This window comes from Terrabacter ginsenosidimutans (genome assembly GCF_039539425.1).
Taxonomy (GTDB): Bacteria; Actinomycetota; Actinomycetes; order Actinomycetales; family Dermatophilaceae; genus Terrabacter; species Terrabacter ginsenosidimutans.
The window spans coordinates 883,923-904,043 of the sequence record NZ_BAABDC010000001.1; the positions used below are offsets into that span (position 1 = coordinate 883,923).

Here is a 20,121-nt window from a genome sequence, read left to right on the forward strand (position 1 = left end):
TCAGGTGTTCGGCGTCTGGTGGCGCGTCAGGTGAGGACGCGGTCGAGGTCGGGCTCGCGGGTCAGCACGGCGCGTATGCCGTCGAGGTCGTCGGGTGAGGGCACGCGGCTTCCGGGGAGGGTGACCGCCGCGGCGCCCCACGTCACCCCCGTCATGAGGGCGTCCGCCGGGTCGAGGCCGGTGGACAGGCCGTGGAGCAGGCCGGCGAGCATGCAGTCGCCGGCGCCCACGGTGGACAGGGGGGCCGTGATCGTGGCCCTGGCGTGCGCGCACTCGTCGGCGGTCACGAGCAGGGCGCCGTCTCCGCCGAGGCTGACGGCGACGACGTCGATGCCGGCCGTGACGAGCTCGCGGGCCGCGTCGCGCACGTGGCCCAGCGTGGGCAGGTCATGGTCGACGAGCTCGGCGAGCTCCTCGTGGTTGGGCTTGATGAGGTTGGGCCTCGCAGCGACGGCGGCCGCGAACGGGGCCCCGGACGAGTCGATGGCGACGCGGCCCCCGCGCTGGCGCACCCGGCCGACGAGGACGGCATACAGGTCGGTCGGGGCGCCCGGCGGGAGGCTGCCGCAGCCGACGACCCACTCGGCCCCCTCGGCGCGCTGGAGCGTCGTGGCGAGCAGCGCCTCGACCTCGTCGGACGACAGGTCGGGCCCCGGCTCGTTGAGCTTGGTCGTCGTGCCGTCGGGCTCGAGGACGCTGATGTTCATCCGCACGGAGCCGCGCACCGGGACGGACGCGTAGGTGACTCCGGCTGCGTCGAGGAGCTCCTCGAGCAGGTGGCCCTCGGGGCCACCGCTGGGCAGCACGGCGGTGGTCTCGCCGCCCTGGGCCGCGAGCGCCCGGGACACGTTGACGCCCTTGCCGCCCGGGTCGATCCGGCTGCTGCTGGCCCGGTGCACCTCGCCGCGACGGAGCGCGTCGATGAGCACGGCGCGGTCGATGCTCGGGTTGGGTGTGAGGGTCACGATCATGCGGTCACCACTTCCGGTCCGGCCGCACGGATCTCGGCGGCGACGTCGTCGTCGAGGTCGGTGTCGGTGATGACGACGTCGACGTCGGCGAGCTGGGCGAATCGGTGGAGGTGGTCGTCGCCGGCCTTGCTCGAGTCGGTGAGGACCACGCACTTGCGGGCGGCACCGACCATGGCGCGCTTGATGAGGGACTCGGACTGGTCGGGCGTCGTCAGGCCGCGTGCGACGGAGAGTCCGTTGGTGCCGATGATCGCGACGTCGACGACGACGTCGGCCAGGGCCCCGGTGGCCCAGTCGCCGACTGCCGCGCCGGTCGTCCCACGGACGCGGCCGCCGAGCAGGTAGAGCGAGATGCCGGGGTGCGTCGAGAGGACGGTGGCGGCGGCGAGGCTGTTGGTGAGGACCGTGAGGTCGAGGTCGGGCGGGAGCATCTCGGCGACGGCCAGGGTGGTCGACCCCGCGTCGAGGATGATGCTGCCGCCGCTGGGGAGCTCGTCGAGGGCGCGGGCGGCGATGCGGCGCTTGACGTCGGCCAGGCGACCGGAGCGGGTGGCGAGGGTCGGTTCGACCTCGAGGCGCTCGACCGGGATGGCGCCGCCGTGGACCCGGCGGAGGGAGCCTCGGCGCTCGAGCGCGGTGAGGTCGCGGCGCACGGTCTCGGCGGCGACCCCGAGGGAGTCGGCGAGGGCGGTGACCTCGACGCGGCCGGCACGACGTGCCTCGGCGATGATCCGCTGCTGCCGCTCCGCTGCGTACATCGGACTCCCTCGTCCTGGTGGTCTCCATCGTGGCCCTGCGGCCTCGTGACACAAGGAAACCATCGGCGCGGCGTGAAGTAAATAGATTCGGGCACCCGTTTTTGTGGCTTTCACAGTCAGTCGGACCGAAACGGGCGCGCGACGGCGGCGCGGAACCGAGCGGCCCGGAGCCACGCGGCATACAGTTCGGCCATGCAGAGCAGCACCTTCATGCTGACCACGCCCGACGGCACCGAGGTCTTCGTCAACCGATGGTTGCCCGACAGCGGCGCCTCCAAGGCCGTCGTGCAGATCGCGCACGGGCTGGCCGAGCACTCGAGCCGCTACGCCCGCTTCGCCCAGCGCCTGACCGACCACGGGTATGCCGTCTACGGCTCCGACCACCGCGGCCACGGCAAGACCTCGAGCGCCCGCGGCTCCTTCGCCGAGCACGACGGCTGGAAGACGGTCATCGACGACCTGCACGCGGTGACCGACCGGGCCCGCGAGGAGCAGCCGGGCCTGCCGGTCTTCCTCCTCGGCCACAGCATGGGCTCGTTCATCTCACGGGGGTATGCCGCGCAGTACGGTTCGGAGCTCGCCGGCCTCGTGCTCTCGGGCACCGCCGGAGGGGCCGGCGCGATCGGCCGCGTCGGCATCTTCCTCGCCTCCACGCAGGCCCGGCTCCGCGGCCACAGCCACACGAGCGGCCTGATGAACTCGCTGACCTTCGGTCCGTACAACAAGGCCTTCAAGCCGACCCGAACCGACTTCGACTGGCTCTCGCGCGACCCGGTCGAGGTGGACAAGTACGTCAACGACCCCGACTGCGGGTTCGTCTTCAGCGCAGGCGGTTTCGCCGACCTGCTCCGCGGCCTCGAGAGCGTCAACACCGACGCCGTGGCTGCCCGCGTGCCCAAGGACCTGCCCGTCCACCTCGCCTCGGGCGACAAGGACCCGGTCGGCGCCAACGGCAAGGGTGTGCGCCAGGTCGCCGACCAGCTCCGCCGGCTCGGGGTCAGGGACGTCACGATGACCCTGTGGCCCGACGCCCGGCACGAGATCCTCAACGAGACGAACCGCGACGAGGTCGAGATCGAGATCCTCAACTGGCTCGACGCCCACCTCACCCCGGCAGGGCAGGCGTAGCGTCGACCCATGAGCACCTGGCTGCGAGCCTCGTCATGAGCCGTCCCGTTCGCGTGGTCATCGGCGTGCTCCTGCTGCTCGTCGGGGCGTTGTGGACGTTGCAGGGACTCGGCTACGTCGGCGGGAGCGCCATGTCGGGCGTCACCCTCTGGGCGGTCATCGGTCCGATCGTCGCCGTCGCGGGGCTCGGGCTGGCGCTCTCGCGCCCTCGACCCGGCCCTGATCCCGGCAGCCCTCCCCAGGACAGCAACGAGCCGACCACTGGCCGTCGCCCATGCCGTCCGGATGGCACGCTGGAGGCCATGGAGGCACCCCGCGAGCTGGCCCAGGTCAACGTCTCGATCGCCCGTGCCCCGCTCGATGACCCCACGATGCGTGGCTTCGTCTCCGCCTTCGCCCGAACTGCCGACCTCGCCGAGCGCAGTCCGGGGCATGTCTGGCACCTGCGTCCCGCGCCCGGGGAGGAGACCGTGTCCCGCGACGGCCGGCTCCTCGTCGTCAACGTCTCCGTGTGGCGGGACCACGCGAGCCTGCACGACTTCGTCTACCGCAGCAGCCACGGCCAGCTGCTCAGCCGGGGCCGGCGCTGGTTCCACCCCTCGACCCAACCGTCGACGGCGCTCTGGTGGGTCGAGGCGGGCACCCGCCCGACGACGGGTGAGGGTCTCGACAGGCTCGAGCACCTGCGCGCGCACGGCCCCTCCCCCACGGCCTTCTCACTGCGCCGGCAGTTCGATGCCGAGGGGAAGGAGCTCCCCCGCAGCGCTCAGCCGGTGAGCTGACGAGGCGGCTCGGCCGGGTGTCCCGGCTCCGACGACTCCGCGCCCTCCACGGGCGCCGCGCCCTCCACGGGCTCGACCCGGTCGGTCGGGATCGGCGGCGGGGGCGGCGGCGGCCCGGGCGGGACCTCCGCGCCACCCTCGTCGAGCTGGAACGGCGGGTAGACGTCCGTCATCAGCGCGGCATACGCGATGACGCGGTAGACCCAGCGGTTCAGGCCGACGACGAGGTCGAAGAGTGCGCGCGGGTAGTGCCCGGCGAAGAGGAGCGACAGCCCGGCGATGAGCACGAGCAGGCCGAGGAGGCCGCCGCCGAAGACCTCGAGGTGCGCGTTGCCGTAGCGGCTCTGTTCCCAGGCCCACGTGCCACCGCCGACGAGCACGCCGACGATGATGTAGTGCGGGATCGCGAGCAGCCACCACTTGACGAGGACGAGCCCGCGAGAGAGCCGCTCGGGGTAGGCGATGTCGAGCCGCGCCGGGTAGTCCGGCTCGGGCCCCAGGCTGAACGGCGGGTAGCGGTCGGTGCCGAGTCCGCCGTTGCTGCAGTAGTAGGACACGCGCCACGACCACTGCAGGACACCGAGGTTGAACTCGAAGAGCCCCCGCGGGTAGCGACCGGTGAAGAGGATCGCGAAGAACGCGAGGATGCTGACCACCGAGAACGCGATCCACAGGAAGCCGAGCACGAAGAAGTGCGGGATCGCGAGGAACCACTTGACCAGCCAGAGCCAGCGCGAGAGCGGCTCGTCGAGACGCGCGTCGAGCGCGACCGGGCTCACGGCCCGCGGGTGCGGCTGCCAGGCTGCCGGTGCCGTCGCGGCCATGGGCACCGCCGCGGACGCGCCGGTCGCGTCAGCCGGCACGGGTGGTGCCGCCGGTGTCGACGGTGCCGGTGGCCGGCTCCCGTTCGCGCCGATGATGATGAGCGCGACAGCCCCGCCGGTGACCACGAGCCCGAGGCCCAGCATGAGCAGGGCGAGCGGCAGCAGGAAGCCGGCACGGACGCCGATCGACGACGCGACGGCCACGCCGCTGCTGCCGTCGGCGTTCATGATGACGGCTGCCCACTGGCCGCCGGTGACGCGCCAGGTCAGCTGCTGCTGCCCGGCGCCGGTGGCCGATGCGGTCCAGAAGGTCTGGCTCGTCGGTGCGGGCGCCCGGTCGGCGCCGGGGGTGGCGCGAAGCACGGCGGTGCGGCCGCCGTCGCTGCGTGGGTCGGTGATGCCGACGACCTGGTCGTGGGCGACGCCCGCGAGGTAGGTCGACAGGTCACTGGCGGGCGCGATCCCGAGGAACACCGTCTTGCCGGACTCCAGGGGTCTTGCGGTCATCCGGACGTCGAGCTGGAGCCGGTCGAGCACCCAGCTCGGCACGTCGGAGCTCGTGGAGACGACCGCGTCCCCGGCGGTGATCGCCGGCGACGAGCTCGACAGGACGGGCATCGTCAGCGAGAGGTAGCCGGCGCTGTCCCGGGCGACGGCATACGTGATGCCGATGGCTGCCCCGCCGAAGAGCAGTCCGACCCCCGGGAGGATCAGCAGGCAGCCGATGATGAGGGCGACGAGACGGCCGCCGTTCGGATGGGACCGCCCGGGGGCAGGGACCCCGGAGGGACCTGTGGTCGGGGGGACGTTGGTGGTGGTCATGTGAATCACTCCCTGGGGAAGCGGCCGCGGACGAGCCTGCTGAAGGCCTCGACGAGCCCGACGACGCTGCCGACGAAGCCGAGCACGAGCAGGACCCGCGCCACGACCTCCCATGCAGTTCCGATGACGTCGAGCGGGAAGACCTGCCAGATCTCGATGAGGGCGACGAGCCCGAAGCCGATGGAGACGATGTCGCCGAGGGCCCGCGGTCGAGGCAGGTTCAGGACGACGTTGACGGCGTCGGCGACGACTCGAGCGATGATCGAGGCGTTGACGGCGCCGATGACGAGCACGGTGCGGTCGGTGAGGAAGGGCACGGCCTCCCATCCGGGCCAGCCGTTGATGAGCCAGAGCATGACGAGGTTGACGGCCATGGACCCGACGTAGCCGCCACGCCGGTTGGACACTCTCGTGACGTGGTCGGCCTCGTGCAGGTGCCCGGACCGGTGGTCTCGGGAGTCGGAGGGAAGGTGTTCGGTCGGTGTGGTCATGAGGTACTCCCTGCAAACGTGGCGTCGGCGTCGGCGCGGGTGGTCTCCAGCGCGAGCGCGGAGCGCAGCGCGGCTGACAGACCGCCCGGCACCACCTCGCGCAGCTCGTAGCGGGCCCGCACGAGGGGCGCGGGCACCGACAGGACGCGCGTGAGGTCGATCGGGGTGCCGCTGACGACGGCCTCGCACTCCCCCGCCTCGACGGCTGCGCGGATCGTGGCCTCGAGGTCGTGGACCTGCTCGGCGCCGTAGCCCATGGCGGGCAGGACGCCGCGCGCGTTCGGGTACTTCGCGTAGGTCGCGGCGATCGAACCCACGGCATACGGAGTCGGGTCGACGAGCTGCGCCGCACCCGCCGCGCGGGCGCCGACGACGCCCGCCCCGTAGCTCATCGAACCGTGCGTCAACGTCGGGCCGTCCTCGACGACGACGACGCGACGGCCCTGCACCGCAGCCGGGTCGTCCACGGTGACGGGGCTGTCGGCGCGCAGGATCATCGCGCGCGGGTTCAGCTCGCGGACGGATCTCTCGACGGCCTCGACGTCGGCCGTCCGTGCCGAGTCGCACTTGGCGATGAGGACGACGTCGGCCATCCGGACGTTGGCCTCACCGGGGTGGTATGCCGTCTCGTCGCCCGGGCGCAGCGGGTCGGCGAGCACGACGTGCAGGTCGGGGACGTAGAACGGCAGGTCGTTGTTGCCGCCGTCCCAGAGGATGACGTCGGCCTCCTGCTCGGCCTCGCGCAGGATCCGCTCGTAGTCGACGCCGGCATAGACGACGACACCGGCGTCGAGGTGCGGCTCGTACTCCTCGCGCTCCTCGATGGTGCACTCGTGGCGGTCGAGATCGGCATACGTCGCAAATCGCTGGGACGCCTGGGCGGCGAGGTTGCCGTAGGGCATGGGGTGGCGGATCGCGACGACGCGCAGGCCGCGGTCGAGGAGCATCCGGGCGAGGTAGCGAGTGGTCTGGCTCTTGCCGACGCCGGTGCGCACGGCGGTCACGGCGACGACGGGCCTCGTGCTGCGCAGCATCGTGTGCCGCGCGCTGTGCAGTCGGAAGTCGGCGCCTGCCGCGATGCACCGCTCGGCCAGGTGCATGGCGTGCTCGTGCCGCACGTCGGAGTAGGCGAAGACGACGACGTCGACGTGCTCGCGCTCGACGAGGTCGGTCAGCTCGGTCTCGGCGAGGATCGGAATGCCCTGCGGATACAGCGATCCCGCGAGCTCGGGCGGATAGCGGCGCCCCTCGATGTCGGGGATCTGCGTCGCGGTGAAGGCGACGACCTCGTAGGCCGGGTCGTCGCGGAAGACGACGTTGAAGTCGTGGAAGTCGCGTCCGGCCGCGCCGAGGATGACGACGCGGGTGCGACGGTCGGGGGCGGTGCTCGTGCCTGTCGTGCTGGTCGCGGGGGTGCTCATAGCCATCTCCGTGGCTGGGCCATCGACGTGACCGACACACCCCACTGCGGGTAGTCCTGGCTGCGGGACCCGCCTCTTCGAGTCTCCCACCGTGGCTCGGACGCGGCAGGAGTCCGAGAGCGGGATCACCTCACATTCCGGTGCCGGGACGAGGCCGCGGTGCCACGATCGAGGGGTGAGCGACACGGCCGCACGACCCGGGGCCCGTGAGCGGACCGGCCCGACCCCGGGCACTCCCACGCATGAGCACGTCAGCCTCGCCGAGGACTGGGTGGCGAGCAACTACAGCCCGCTGCCCGTGGTCCTCTCGCACGCCGAGGGCGCTTGGGTCACGGACGTCGAGGGGCGCCGCTACCTCGACGCGCTGGCCGGCTACTCGGCCCTCAACTTCGGGCACCTGCACCCGGCGCTCGTCGGCGCGGCCAGGACGCAGCTGGACCGGCTGACCCTGACGAGCCGCGCCTTCCACAGCGACCGGCTCGGCCCGTTCTGCCGGGACCTCGCGACGCTCGCCGGCAAGGAGCTCGTGCTGCCGATGAACACCGGCGCCGAGGCCGTCGAGACGGCGATCAAGACGGTGCGCAAGTGGGGCTACGAGGTCAAGGGCGTGCCGGACGGCCGGGCCCGCATCGTCGTCATGGCCGGCAACTTCCACGGTCGCACGACGACGATCATCAGCTTCTCGGACGACCCGGTCGCGCACGACCACTACGGCCCCTACACGCCGGGCTTCGACGTCGTGCCGTTCGGCGACATCGAGGCACTCGAGGCGGCCATCACCGACGACACCGTGGCGGTGCTGCTCGAGCCGATCCAGGGCGAGGGCGGCGTCATCCTGCCCCCGGACGGCTGGCTGCGCGACGTCCGCGAGCTGACCCGGCGGCGGGGAGTGCTCATGGTCGCCGACGAGATCCAGTCGGGCCTGGGCCGCACCGGCACGACCTTCGCCTGCGACCTCGAGGGCGTGGTCCCCGACGTCTACGTGCTCGGCAAGGCGCTCGGCGGCGGCATCGTCCCGGTGTCGGCGATCGTCGCGGACCGTGACGTGCTCGGCGTCTTCACGCCCGGCAGCCACGGGTCGACCTTCGGCGGCAACCCGCTCGGCGCGGCGGTCGGCCAGGCGGTCGTCGGGCTGCTCGCGACCGGAGAGTTCCAGCAGCGGGCCCGGTGGCTGGGGGCGCTGCTCGACGAGGGACTGCGGGAGATGGTCGGGCACGGCGTCGACGCGGTGCGCTGCCGCGGGCTCTGGGCCGGCGTCGACCTCGACCCGCGACTCATGACCGGCAGGGAGGCGTCGCACCGGCTGCTCGAGCGCGGCGTCCTCGTGAAGGACACGCACGGATCGACCGTGCGCATCGCTCCCCCGCTCATCATCGGCGAGCTCGAGATCCAGATCCTCCTCGACGCGTTCGCCGCCATCCTGCATTGAGAGCGTTCCGAGGGCGAGGTGGCTGCGGGCCGCTGTGCACGCGGGCGGGGGGTTCGTATGCCGTCCCCGCCCGCGCGCTGCTCGTGGCCTTCCATCTCGCGACCCCGGGCGACGGGCTGCCGGTCAGCCCGGGAAGCCGAAGCAGGGGAAGAAGCCTTCGACGCCGGGGCGCGGCACCTCGATGCAGCGCGACCGGGTCTGCTCGATGACGGCACCGGGGTCGGTGCCGGTCGCCGAGCGTCCGGCGACCTGGACACTGATGCGGGCCGAGGCGTTGCGACGGAGGTTGTTGTCGGTGGCGTTGACGTTGCCGTCGGTGGAGTGGGTGTGGTTCGAGACCAGCGTGTGCTCGAGCGGGCCGGTGCCGGTCCACGCCGCGACGAGGTGGACCGTGACCGGGTTGCCCTCGCCGTCGGTGCCGGCCAGGTCGGTGGTCACCGAGGCACGGGTCAGGCGCGGGTCGACGACGAGCGGCGCCCCGTTCTGCGCGTCCGCCTCGAAGAGGACCGGGCCGCCGCCGCCACCTGCCGCCGCGCCGACCCGCACGCCGGCGGGGACGCAGGAGTCGGTGACGCGGACGAAGACCGAGGTCAGGCCCTGCTTGTTCACGGGGCCCGGCTGCGCGGCATACATCGCCTTGCTCGACGAGACGAAGACCTCGGTGAGCTCGCAGCCCTGCGATGCGGTGGCGGTCGCCGACGCGGAGGTCGAGCCGATGGTGTGGTAGATCCGGGGTGGCGCGGCTCCGGCGGAGCCCGTCGTCAGCGGTCCGAGGACGAGCGGCGCGGCGAGGACCGTCGCGACGGCGATGGCACGTTTCATGAGGACTCCCAACCTCTTCCCCGATCTCTCCAGCGTGACACCGGGGGGCGGGCCCGGCTGCGGCGCAGGGCGTCTCGTGCGTCACATCGCCCGGCGCGGGCGTCGTCGACCTGCTAGTCCGGAGGGAACGGGTGTCTCGAGACCTCAGGAGGAGTCATGCCCATGAAGGCGAACAAGAAGTGGTCGGACCTGACGAGCGGCCAGCAGACCGCGGTCATCGTGGCGGGCTGTGTGCAGGTGGCGCTCGCGGCGACGGCCTGGGCCGACCTGGCCCGCCGTCCGGCGGAGGAGGTCGTGGGGAGCAAGGCGAGGTGGGCGGCGGTCATCGCGATCAACTTCGTCGGTCCGCTCGCCTACTTCGCTCGCGGCCGCCGCATCGCGCCTGAGCAGCCGTTGTCCTGAGCGCCGACGTGACAGGGCAGACGGGACCTGACAGGGCGGAAGCGGGGCGCAGCCTAGGACAGGGCCGCGCGCTCGGCGCGGTCGCGGATGCCGCGGAGCATCTTCTGGCTCATCAGCGAGCTCGCGGCCGCGACGGGCTCGACGAGCAGCGGCGACCACCGGTGGGTGTACGCGAAGCGCTCTCGGGCGATGAGCCGGGTCGCCCGGTGCGGGTGGCGCCGCAGGACGAACGACCACGTGAAGTCGTAGGGGGCCGCGTCGGGGACGCCCGGCATGGCGGGACCGGCGTGCAGCACCAGCGACCGCGCCGGCTCGACCGCTGCCACGGCGAGCGCGACGCGCGGGTGGAGCCGCACGAGGTCACCGGGGACCAGGTGCTGCCAGGCCTCGACGACCGCGTCGGCGCTGTGCAGGTGGCAGCCGGCGAGGTTCTCGAGACCGTCGTAGCTGTAGAAGCCGCCACGGTCCGACCCCATCTGCACGACCCAGCGCCAGACCTCCTCGGGCGGTGCCTCGATGGTGACGGCACGGGTCGCGACGAGTCCGGGGTCGGGCAGGATCTCGTCGCCGGGCAGGCGTTCGCGGGTCTCCTCGGTCGTGGCGCCCCAGTGCAGCGCGGACCAGCGCAGCGTCACCACGGACAGTGCGGCGACACCCACGACCACGGGTGCGACCAGCGGTGCGACGCGGCGCCTCATGCCACCACGGTAGTCCGGATCCCGTTGGCGGTCAGAGCGACCCGGACATGATGGAGCCCGGCTCGCGTTCGCGATGCCGGGCTACCAGTGACGGTTCACGTACCACAACGGGCCAACCGTCGAAGTCTCTGTCCCCTGTTATCGAGTGTCCCGTTCAGGGGCGACCGCGACAGAGTGACACGCCGACAAGGTGGTGGTGGTTCGAAATGTCCGGATCTGGTCCGAATGGACCAGAGGTGACCACTGCGGGTGGCCACTCGCTGACCACTCGCTGGCTACCTCTCACGGCACGCCCTGAAGCTCCCAGGTCGTGCCGTCGGTCGTGTCGATGACGGCGGCCCGGTCGCAGCGGAGGGTCAGGGGCAGGCGGTCGGAGACGGCGTCGACGACGGAGGGCAGGCGCGCGCCGACGACGCCCGTCGTCAGCGACACGTGCGGCATCCAGTGTCCGGGCTCGTAGTGGCGGTGAACCGTCGCACCGGTCGCGCGCAGCGCCTCGACCGCGCGCTCCTGACGGATGGCGAGCGCAGCTGTCGTGGAACCGGCGAGCGCCACGCGGCCACGCGGGAAGACGACGGTGCCCTGGACGGCCACCTCGAGCGGACCCGCGTCGGCCACCCCGGCCGCCGCGGACAGCACCGCCTCCTGCTCGGCGGCGAGCAGCACGGCATACGACAGGTGGGGCACGTGCCGGCCGTGGGTGTGCGTGAGCAGCGTCGGGATGCCGTCCGCCTCGAGCCGCTGCCACAGCGCGCGGACGAGCCGGTCGGACCCGGGGTCGAGCAGGAGACAGAGCGCCAGCGCCATGGCTCATTGTGGACGCTCGCAGGACGCGCACGGGGACCCGCGTGTGGGCGCGGGCGGGCCGCCTACGCTGGGCCGGTGAGCCCCATGCCGAGCGACCTCGACGTCCTCAACGCCCAGCGTTACGTGTCGCTGACGACCTTCCGCCGGACCGGGGCACCCGTGTCGACGCCGGTGTGGATCGCGCGCGACGGCGCCGAGCTCGTCGTCGTCAGCGTCGACCCGGCCGGCAAGCTCAAGCGGCTCGCCCACACCGCGCGGGTGGAGCTGCGGCCGTGCAACCCCCGTGGTCGCGTGCCCGAGGGAGCGCCGACGTATGCCGGGACCGCCGTTGTCGTCCGCACGCCCGAGGGCGTCGCCGCGGTCAAACGCGCCCTGGCTCGCAAGTACGTCATGGCTCGCCTCGGCGATGCCGTCGCCAAGGTCACGGACCGGGTGCGGCCGCGGGCACCGCGGGCCGGGATCCGGATCACGCTCGGCTGAGCGCCCGGAGCCGTGTCAGGACGCGCAGTCAGACACTTGTTCGAGACTGCCCACCAACCTTGGACAAAGGTTTCAGCAGCGGCTTGACCTGCGGTTATCTTGACGTGCATGAGTCCCACCGCAGGAGCCCGGCTGGTCCAGCGCCAGCTCGGCAGGATGCTGCGCAGCAAGGTCGCCGGCGACGACGCACCGGCCCGCGCGCAGCGCATCTGGGGTGCCCAGGGAGAGCGGTGGTTCACGCCCGAAGACCCGGTGTGGCGGGTCCATGCCGACGCGTCGATGTTCCCGGCGGGGATCACCTCGCTCCTGCTGCAGATGCTGCACCCGATGGCCATGGCCGGGGTCGCAGGCCACAGCGGCTACAAGAGTGACCCCTGGGGGCGGCTGCAGCGCACGAGCCACTACCTCGCGACGACGACCTTCGGCACGATCGAGCACGCCGAGGAGGCCATCGCGATGGTCCGCTCGATCCACGAGCGGGTGCGCGGCAAGGACGACCTCGGGCGGCCCTACCGTGCCGACGACCCGCACCTGCTCAAATGGGTGCACGTCGCGGAGATCGACTCGTTCCTGCGCGGCTACCAGACCTTCGGCGACACCCCGCTGACGGACGAGGAAGCCGACGTGTACGTCGCGCAGGCCGGCATCCCCGCCGCGCGCCTCGGCGTCATCGACCCGCCGACCTCGGTGGCGGAGCTCCGGGCCGTGCTGAGCTCGTACCGCCCCGAGCTGCAGACAACGGCGTCCGCCCGCGAGGCGGCGCGCTTCCTGCTGCTCGACCCGCCGCTACCGCTCTATGCCAGGCCGGGCTACGGGACCCTCGCCTCTGGCGGGGTCTCACTGCTGCCCGGGTGGGCCCGCGAGATGCTCGGCATCCCGCTCCCGGGCGTCGTGTCGACGCTCGTGGCACGGCCGCTCGGGCACCTCGGCACCGCAGCCGTGCGATGGGGCATGGCCGGACTGGCCGAGCGCCGGCCCTCCGACACCCCCACCGACACCCCGCCGGACACCCACAGACCCCCCGACGAGCCGGATGAACTCGTCGGGGTCCAGGCCGCGAGCTGAGCGGCCACCTTTGACCGGGCCGGGCGGCACTCAAGAAGCGGGTGCCCCCGGCCCGGTGCCTCTCCGGCACGTGGTGGACCCTCCCCTGCCTGAGAGAGCGATGCCAGCAGCATGTGAATCTCCTGCACGTCGTGCGTGAGAGGGGCCCTCCCGGAAATCCGGCGCGCGTCCATGGGCCTTTTCGACTGGAACGCGAGGCTATGTTCCGGCCATCGGGGGCCAGTCCCACAACCCATGGACGGAGCCAGCTCAATGACGATCCGCACCTTGACGACGGCGGCCTTGGCCGCCGGCGCCCTGGTCCTGGCCGCGGGCACCACCGCGACCGCCAGCACCCACAGCACCACGAGTCCCACCAACGGCACGAGCACGACAGCGACCGAGCCGCAGCTGATCAACGACGCCGACCTCAAGGCCGAGACGATCACGATGGGCGGCGCCACGGTCCTGCCCACGACCCGGACGATCCCGCACTGGTTCGGCCGGACCACCGACCCGACCAACGGCGTCAGCTACGGCTACAACATGGTCGGCGCCGACCCGCACTCGTGCTCCGGCGCGGCCTGCGATGTCACGATCAAGGTCGACATCACGCCGATCAAGGTGGTCATGGGCGGCATGACGTTCGACGGGTCCGGTGTGGTCGATCCCACGCTGGCCTCACCGCAGTTCGCGACCAACGACTACGGCTCGACACCGGCGGCGACCAACTCCAGCTTCGCGAAGGGTCCCGGCGGCCTCCTGTCCCAGGCCGACGCGGGCGTGCCCCTGCAGCTGCAGGACGCGACGATGCGGGCTCAGTTCGCAAAGACCGGAGCCAGCGGCTACCACCTGCGCCTGGAGCCGAACGTCCTCGCGCCCGTGACCATCACGGTCCCGAGCAACCAGGGCAGCCTCATCCAGAGCGGCCGCGGCGTGATCGGCGGCAACGTCGACGTCGGCTGGTGGTCCGCGCAGATCAACAACCTCGAGACGAGCGCCGACCCGACGCACCTGCCGCTCTACCTGACCGACAACATCTTCCTGCACACGAGCAACGACCCGACCGAGTGCTGCATCATCGGCTACCACGGCACCAAGGCGGCGGGCGACCGTCTCGGCAACGGCAAGACGCAGGGCAACGCGCCGGTCCAGACCTTCGCCTGGGCGTCCTACGTCCGGCCCGGCTTCTACTCGCGTGCCAACGGTGGCGCCAACTGGGCCCTGCAGGACATCCACGCGATCAGCCACGAGATCGCCGAGTGGGCCGACGACCCCTTCGTCAACAACACGGTGAACCCCTGGCTCACACCGACAGCGCCGCAGTACGGCTGCACCGGCGTGCTCGAGACCGGTGACCCCGTCGTCTCGATCGGCTTCGCGATGGGCTCGAACACCGCGTTCCAGGGTCCCAACCCGAACGGGACGCAGAGCGCCGACGGCTACTACCACCCGGAGGACGAGGCGCTGCTGCCCTGGTTCCTGCGGCTGCCGTCGCTCGCGACCGGCTCCGAGGCCAACCAGACCAGCCCCGGCGGCCGCTACACCCTGATGGGCGACCTCAACCCGTTCCCGGGCTTCCGGGCACCGGCGACGGGCTGCTGATCGCCTGACCGGCTGAACGGGGGCGCGTGCGCCTCACCCACTCGGCGGCATACGGATCTTCTTCCGTGTGCCGCCGAGTGCTGTCCCGGTGGCGTCACCTCGTCGGCGGGCGCGTCCCCGGTGGCGGCGGGGTCGTGCCGCCGCCCGCCGGAGCCTCGCTGACGTCACCGACGGTGATGGTGAGGAGCTGGTCGAACGACTGGGCCGGGGAGCCGCTGTCGGTGACCCGCACGCACACGTTGTAGGACGACTTCGTCTCGAAGTCCAGCGGCACCGTCGTGACGAGCGCACCGGCGTTGACGGTGAAGCTGCCGGCGCCGTCGGCGTACTGGCCGCCGCAGCCGTCCGACAGCACCGCGAAGGTATGCGTCTGGCCGACGTCCGGGTCGAGGGCGCCGAGGGTGCCGACGGTCGTCCCGGCCGGCTGGTTCTCGAGGACCGACGAGGTGGAGAGCGTGATGCCGGTAGGGGGCTCGTTGACGTCGGTCACCGAGATCGTGAGGGCCTTGTCGAAGACGCGCCCCGCCGAGTCGGTCGAGCGGACACGGATCGAGTAGGAGGACTTCGTCTCGTGGTCGAAGCGTGCGGCGGTGCGCAGCTCGTCGCCGACGACGGTGAACGACCCGTTGTCGGTGTCGCCGACGCCCGTCGCCAAGGCGTAGGTGAAGGTGTCGCCCGGGTCAGGGTCCCTGGTCGAGAAGGTGCCGACGAGCGCGCCGGCGGGCAGGTTCTCGGCGACGCGCGACGTGGCGAGCGCGAGGTCGGTCGGAGCGCCGTTGCCGGTGTCGAACGTGGTGAAGCCGACGCTGACGTCCGCCGTCATCGTGTCGGGCGCGTCGCCGAGGTCCTTGTCGTGCACCTTGCTCGCGACGACCTCGAGGCGGCAGGTGGCCGTCCCGGGCAGGTCGCTCGTGGGGGTCAGGGTCACGACGGTGTCGCTACCACCCAGCCTGACGGGGACCGCGGTGCCGTCGCAGGTGAGCGCGAACGAGTCCCGGGTGACGTGGACGGGCTCGGAGAAGGTGACGGTGAGCGCCTGTCCGGCCGGCACGTCGGCCGCCTGGTCGAGCGGGTCGGTGGAGAGGACGGCCGGCGGGCCGTCGACGGTGAAGGAGAACGTGTGGTCGCCGAAGGGGTGGTCGGGCGGGTCGACGGCGTCCTTGTCGCTGACCTTCGTCCTGTCGACCGTGCCCGTGCAGGCCTCACCGGCGTTCAGGGCGGAGGTCGGCGAGAAGGTGAAGCTGCTGTCGTCGGTCGTCCGTGGTGGCGCCATCGCGACCGGGGCGCCCCCGCACGCGAGGTAGAGGGCACCCGGGTCGAGGGTGACCGGCTCCGAGAAGGTCACGATGACGTCGCCGGTCGTCGCGACGTCGGTCGCGCCCTCGCGGGGCGTCGTCGCGGTGACCGAAGGGGCGGCGTCGAAGGTCGTGAAGGTGATGCTGACCGGGGCGGTGATCGCGGCGTGCGTGTCGACGTCGGTGATCGCTTCGGCGGGCGCCGACAAGGTGCAGGTGGAGGTCTGCGGGAGGTCGACGCCGGGGTCGACCTGGACCACGGCACTGTGCGAGCCGGTGACGGCATACGGCACCGTGCTGCCGCCACAGCTGAGCGCGAAGGCGCTGGGGGCGACGTCGACGGACTCGCTGAAGGCGAGCACGAGGTCGTCCCGCGTGACGAAGCCGGTGCTGTCGGCGTCCGGTACGGAGGAGACGAGGGAGGGAGCCGAGTCGGTCGTGAAGGTGAACGTGTGGTCAGCAACGGGGTTGTCCGGCGGGTCGAGGGTGTCGACGTCACTGATGCCCGCGGCATGCACGGTCACCGTGCAGGCGGCACCGGCGGGCAGGAGGTCGGTGGGGTCGAGGGCCACGGTGCTCCCGACGGATCCCCTGGCCCTGAAGGGGATCGGGGTGCTGTCGCAGGCGAGGTCGAAGGAGGCGCTCGTGGCGGTCACGGGCTCGCTGAAGGTGACGGTGGGGCTGACGGCCGTGCTGACCCGGGTGGCGCCCGTGGTCGGTGAGGTCGCGGTGACGACCGGCGCGGCGTCGTTGGGGGTCACCTCGAGCTGCACCTCGTCGTTGAGGCAGCTGCCCGGGCTCGAGGTGTAGCGGAGAATGCCGGCCGGGAGCGCGGCGCAGAAGTAGACGGTGCCGGACCGCGGCGGCAGGGTCAGCGTGACCGCTGGCGGCGTGCAGTCGCGGGGCCCCGCGACGAGCCGTGTCGAGCCGGACGGCTGGAGGCAAGTGGTCACCTGGGCGGGCTTGACCGTCACCCTGGTCTCGGTGCCCCTGCAGTCGCTCGGGGAGGTGACGGCGCGCAGCTGGCCGCTGCCGTTGGCGACGCAGGCATGGGACAGCTCTCCGCCCGTGGGGACGGCGGCAGGGACGGCGGCGGGGACGGCGGCGGCGGCGGCGGCCGAGCAGGCAGGCCCGAGAACCACGGCGACGAGCAGCAGCGCGCACACCGCAGCGATCCGGTGGAACGGGCGCAAGGGCCGCTGGGAGTGCACTGGGCGCAGTCGGGCGGCAGGACTCGAACTGGCGCTGGCGCGCGACATCGCGACCTCCCCTCAGAGCCCGCCGACACGGCAGTTGCCGTGCGGACGTGATCCCGGTTGCCACCTTACTTCGACAGCGCCGCGCTCCAACATGTTGACCAGGAACGCGGGAAACGCACGGAGCAGGGCGCCGGCCGTCTCCGTCCTGCCCTGTCTGTCCCGCTCTCCGGCCCGGGGCCGCGTCGGGTCAGTAGGCTGCAGACGTGCCCAGACTCGTGCTCACCGTCATCGGCGACGACCGCGCCGGCCTCGTCAGTGCTCTCGCGGACGTCGTCACCGCGCACGACGGCAACTGGGAGGACAGCCAGCTCGCCGAGCTGGCCGGCAAGTTCGCCGGCATCGTCGTCGTCGGGGTGCCGGCCGAGCGCGTCGACGAGCTGACCTCGGCGCTGCACGAGCTCGACGGGCTCCTGGAGGTGACGTCGCACCCCGGCGCCGAGGGAGCCCCGGGCGCCGTGGCGGACGACGCCGACGCCCAGCGGCTGACGGTCGACCTGCTCGGCAACGACAGCCCGGGCATCGTGCGCGAGGTGTCGTCGGTGCTGAGCCGGCACGAGCTGTCCATCGAGACGATGACGACGGAGACGCGCGAGGCCCCGATGGCCGGCGGCCTGCTCTTCGAGGCGCACGTCGTCGTGCGGGTGCCCGGTGGCTCCGACACGGCTGCACTGCGCGCCGACCTCGAGCGGCTCGCCAGCGAGCTGCTCGTCGACATCGCCGTCGCCTGACGGGCACAAGACGATGGGGCCCGCCTCGCGATGCGAGCTCGGACCCCGAGACGGTTCACGTACCACAACGGGCCAACCGCCAAAGTCTTCGTCATCCAAGGACGACACCATTCAGTGGACGGCATCTCGGATAGTGATACGTCCCGATTCGGGAGTGCTTGCGCAAATCTTGCAGTGCGCTTGCGGCTGGAATCGCGGCCCGAAGCGCCAAAGACTGGCCGGATCTGCGAATCCGTGGTGGCGCTCGGGGCGTCAGGGGACACTGAGGAGACGGGGAAACTCACGCGCCAGAGTGCCGTGAATCCATGAACAGCCCGTCAACTCGGGTGGTTCACCGTCGTCGTGGCGCTGGCCACTACCTCCCTGGCTGCGCGCAGCCGTGTGCCCAGCGCCACGGCGGCCCGTGCCCACGCATCGATGACCTGAGCCGGCGCTCTTGCGGGCACCGCGGGCCGCGAGCACGCTGAGGTCATGCAGGGTTCAGGTGACATGGTGACCCCGACGGCCCACGTCAAGGCCGTTCCGATCGCGGACTACGGCTTCCTCTCCGACGGCGAGGTGGCGGCGCTCGTCGCGCCTGGCGGCGACGTCGACTGGATGTGCCTGCCGCGCATGGACTCGCCGAGCGTCTTCGGCGCTCTCCTCGGTCGGCACGCGGGGCGCTTCCGCCTCGGGCCCTCGGACGTCAGCGTGCCGACGGCGCGGCGCTACCTGCCGGGCACTATGGTGCTCGAGACGAGCTGGGGCACGCCGACGGGCTGGATCATCGTGCGCGACGTGCTGCTCATCGGGCCGTGGCACCACGACGACGGGGTGTCGCAGAAGCACCGGCGCACGCCAGCGGACTACGACGCGGAGCACACGCTCCTGCGGACGATCCGGTGCGTGTCGGGCGAGGTGCAGACGGTGATGGAGTGCGAGCCGGTGCTCGACTACGGCCGTTCGCCGGTGCGGTGGACCTACTCCGAGGACGACTACCACCAGGGCCGTGGTGAGGCCCAGGGGTCCGACCTGACGCTGACCCTCACGACCGACCTGCGGCTCGGCTTCGAGGGCGGGCAGGCCTCCGCGCGAACGCTGCTCAAGGAGGGCGACGAGCGCTTCATCGCCCTGTCGTGGGCTGCGGTGCCGCCGCCGACGACGAGCGCGGAGGCGCACGACCGGCTCGAGTGGACGGCGCACCACTGGCAGCACTGGCTCGCCCGCGGCCACTTCCCGGACCACCCGTGGCGCAGCTACCTGCAGCGGAGCGCCCTGACCCTGAAGGGTCTGACGTATGCGCCGACGGGAGCGATCGCGGCCGCGGCAACGACGTCGTTGCCGGAGAGCATCGGTGGAGAGCGCAACTACGACTACCGCTACACGTGGATCCGTGACGCGACGTTCGCGCTGTGGGGCATGTACTCGCTCGGGTTCGACTGGGAGGCCGTCGACTTCTTCTCGTTCATCGCCGACGTCGCCGAGCGGGACGACGACCTGCAGATCATGTACGGCATCGGCGGGGAGCGTGAGCTCCCCGAGTCGACGCTGGACCACCTGCAGGGGTATGCCGCGTCGCGCCCCGTGCGCATCGGCAACGCCGCGCACGCGCAGGTGCAGCACGACGTCTGGGGCGCGCTGCTCGACTCCGTCTACCTCCACTCGAAGGTGGCCGACCACCTCGACGGGCGCATCTGGCCGATCCTCGGCAAGCAGGTGGAGGCGGCGCTCAAGCACTGGCGCGAGCCCGACGCCGGGATCTGGGAGGTGCGCGGCGAGCTGCAGCACTTCACGTCCTCGAAGATCATGTGCTGGGTCGCGGTCGACCGCGGAGCCCGGTTGGCCTCGATGATCGGGCAGGACTCGCAGGCGGCCGAGTGGCAGATGGCGGCTGACGAGATCAAGGCCGACATCCTCGAGCACGGCGTCGACTCGCGGGGCGTGCTGACGCAGTACTACGGCACGGACGCCCTGGACGCCTCGCTGCTGCTCGCGCCGCTCGTGCGGTTCCTGCCTCCGGACCACCCGGTGATCCGGGCGACGGTGCTGGCCATCGCGGACGAGCTGACCGTGGACGGGCTGGTACTGCGCTACCGGGTCGAGGAGACCGACGACGGCTTCTCCGGCGCGGAGGGGACCTTCACGATCTGCTCGTTCTGGCTCGTGTCCGCCTTGTCGGAGATCGGCGAGACGAAGCGGGCGCACGAGCTGTGCGCGAAGCTGCTCAGCTTCGCCGGCCCGCTCGAGCTGTATGCCGAGGAGATCGACACCCACACCGGGCGACACCTCGGCAACTTCCCGCAGGCCTTCACCCACCTGGCCCTCATCAACGCCGTCATGCACGTCATCGCCACCGAGACGGCCGAGCAGACGTGA

At 71.9% G+C, this 20,121-nt stretch carries 18 protein-coding genes; 9 read left to right on the forward strand and 9 right to left on the reverse strand.

Annotation, left to right across the window (positions count from 1 at the left end; all coding sequences use genetic code 11):
- Positions 1-26: 26 nt before the first annotated feature.
- Both pfkB and ABD831_RS04250 read right to left on the reverse strand, forming a co-directional pair.
- Complete coding sequence (pfkB, locus tag ABD831_RS04245; RefSeq protein ID WP_344941981.1) at positions 27-971, reverse strand: 1-phosphofructokinase; 945 nt, start codon at positions 969-971, stop codon at positions 27-29.
- Positions 968-1,729 (reverse strand): DeoR/GlpR family DNA-binding transcription regulator, encoded by a 762-nt coding sequence (locus tag ABD831_RS04250; protein ID WP_344941984.1) that lies wholly within the window; start codon positions 1,727-1,729, stop codon positions 968-970. Before ABD831_RS04250 ends, pfkB begins: the two co-directional genes overlap by 4 nt.
- A 192-nt stretch (positions 1,730-1,921) precedes the next feature.
- On the opposite strand from ABD831_RS04250, the gene ABD831_RS04255 reads away from it, so the two are divergent.
- Together ABD831_RS04255 and ABD831_RS04260 are read left to right on the forward strand one after the other, a co-directional pair.
- Complete coding sequence (locus ABD831_RS04255) at positions 1,922-2,857, forward strand: alpha/beta hydrolase (protein ID WP_344941987.1); 936 nt, start codon at positions 1,922-1,924, stop codon at positions 2,855-2,857.
- 35 nt (positions 2,858-2,892) lie between these two features.
- Positions 2,893-3,639, forward strand: a complete 747-nt coding sequence (locus tag ABD831_RS04260) for a DUF3291 domain-containing protein (RefSeq protein ID WP_344941991.1) — start codon at positions 2,893-2,895, stop codon at positions 3,637-3,639.
- Here the strand turns inward: ABD831_RS04260 and ABD831_RS04265 are convergent.
- The 3 genes from ABD831_RS04265 to ABD831_RS04275 are packed head-to-tail and all read right to left on the reverse strand — an operon-like array spanning position 3,624 to position 7,197.
- Entirely contained in the window at positions 3,624-5,285 is a 1,662-nt protein-coding gene (locus ABD831_RS04265) for a DUF4389 domain-containing protein (protein WP_344941994.1), read from the reverse strand. The genes ABD831_RS04260 and ABD831_RS04265 overlap by 16 nt on opposite strands.
- Before the next feature lie 5 nt (positions 5,286-5,290).
- Positions 5,291-5,776 carry a hypothetical protein gene (locus tag ABD831_RS04270; RefSeq protein ID WP_344941997.1) on the reverse strand — a complete coding sequence of 162 codons (486 nt, stop codon included), beginning with the start codon at positions 5,774-5,776 and terminating at the stop codon, positions 5,291-5,293.
- Positions 5,773-7,197, reverse strand: coding sequence for a cyclic 2,3-diphosphoglycerate synthase (locus tag ABD831_RS04275; RefSeq protein ID WP_344942000.1), 1,425 nt, complete (start codon positions 7,195-7,197; stop codon positions 5,773-5,775). The genes ABD831_RS04270 and ABD831_RS04275 overlap by 4 nt, the downstream gene beginning before the upstream one ends.
- A gap of 175 nt (positions 7,198-7,372) precedes the next feature.
- Between ABD831_RS04275 and rocD the strand changes: the two genes are divergently transcribed.
- Positions 7,373-8,626, forward strand: a complete 1,254-nt coding sequence (gene rocD, locus ABD831_RS04280; protein ID WP_344942003.1) for an ornithine--oxo-acid transaminase — start codon at positions 7,373-7,375, stop codon at positions 8,624-8,626.
- Between the two features lie 123 nt (positions 8,627-8,749).
- Here the strand turns inward: rocD and ABD831_RS04285 are convergent, their stop codons facing one another.
- On the reverse strand, positions 8,750-9,448 hold the full coding sequence (locus tag ABD831_RS04285; RefSeq protein WP_344942005.1) for a hypothetical protein: 699 nt from the start codon (positions 9,446-9,448) through the stop codon (positions 8,750-8,752).
- A 162-nt stretch (positions 9,449-9,610) separates the two neighbouring features.
- On the opposite strand from ABD831_RS04285, the gene ABD831_RS04290 reads away from it, so the two are divergent.
- Positions 9,611-9,850, forward strand: coding sequence for a PLD nuclease N-terminal domain-containing protein (locus ABD831_RS04290; RefSeq protein ID WP_344942007.1), 240 nt, complete (start codon positions 9,611-9,613; stop codon positions 9,848-9,850).
- A 53-nt stretch (positions 9,851-9,903) separates the two neighbouring features.
- Here the strand turns inward: ABD831_RS04290 and ABD831_RS04295 are convergent, their stop codons facing one another.
- On the reverse strand, positions 9,904-10,548 hold the full coding sequence (locus ABD831_RS04295; protein WP_344942009.1) for an SRPBCC family protein: 645 nt from the start codon (positions 10,546-10,548) through the stop codon (positions 9,904-9,906).
- Between the two features lie 282 nt (positions 10,549-10,830).
- Positions 10,831-11,355 carry a 2'-5' RNA ligase family protein gene (locus ABD831_RS04300; protein WP_344942011.1) on the reverse strand — a complete coding sequence of 175 codons (525 nt, stop codon included), beginning with the start codon at positions 11,353-11,355 and terminating at the stop codon, positions 10,831-10,833.
- 84 nt (positions 11,356-11,439) lie between these two features.
- On the opposite strand from ABD831_RS04300, the gene ABD831_RS04305 reads away from it, so the two are divergent.
- From ABD831_RS04305 to ABD831_RS04315, 3 genes are all read left to right on the forward strand, one after another.
- A complete protein-coding gene (locus ABD831_RS04305; protein ID WP_344943018.1) occupies positions 11,440-11,835 on the forward strand; it encodes a PPOX class F420-dependent oxidoreductase in 396 nt (131 codons plus the stop codon).
- 108 nt (positions 11,836-11,943) lie between these two features.
- A complete protein-coding gene (locus ABD831_RS04310; protein WP_344942013.1) occupies positions 11,944-12,900 on the forward strand; it encodes an oxygenase MpaB family protein in 957 nt (318 codons plus the stop codon).
- Between the two features lie 252 nt (positions 12,901-13,152).
- Entirely contained in the window at positions 13,153-14,484 is a 1,332-nt protein-coding gene (locus tag ABD831_RS04315) for a hypothetical protein (protein ID WP_344942016.1), read from the forward strand.
- A 94-nt stretch (positions 14,485-14,578) separates the two neighbouring features.
- Here ABD831_RS04315 and ABD831_RS04320 read toward each other — a convergent pair whose 3' ends face one another.
- Positions 14,579-17,038 (reverse strand): Ig-like domain-containing protein, encoded by a 2,460-nt coding sequence (locus ABD831_RS04320; RefSeq protein WP_344942019.1) that lies wholly within the window; start codon positions 17,036-17,038, stop codon positions 14,579-14,581.
- Positions 17,039-17,241: 203 nt separating this feature from the next.
- On the opposite strand from ABD831_RS04320, the gene ABD831_RS04325 reads away from it, so the two are divergent.
- Both ABD831_RS04325 and ABD831_RS04330 read left to right on the forward strand, forming a co-directional pair.
- Complete coding sequence (locus tag ABD831_RS04325; RefSeq protein ID WP_344942022.1) at positions 17,242-17,766, forward strand: glycine cleavage system transcriptional repressor; 525 nt, start codon at positions 17,242-17,244, stop codon at positions 17,764-17,766.
- Between the two features lie 471 nt (positions 17,767-18,237).
- Entirely contained in the window at positions 18,238-20,121 is a 1,884-nt protein-coding gene (locus tag ABD831_RS04330) for a glycoside hydrolase family 15 protein (RefSeq protein ID WP_344942025.1), read from the forward strand.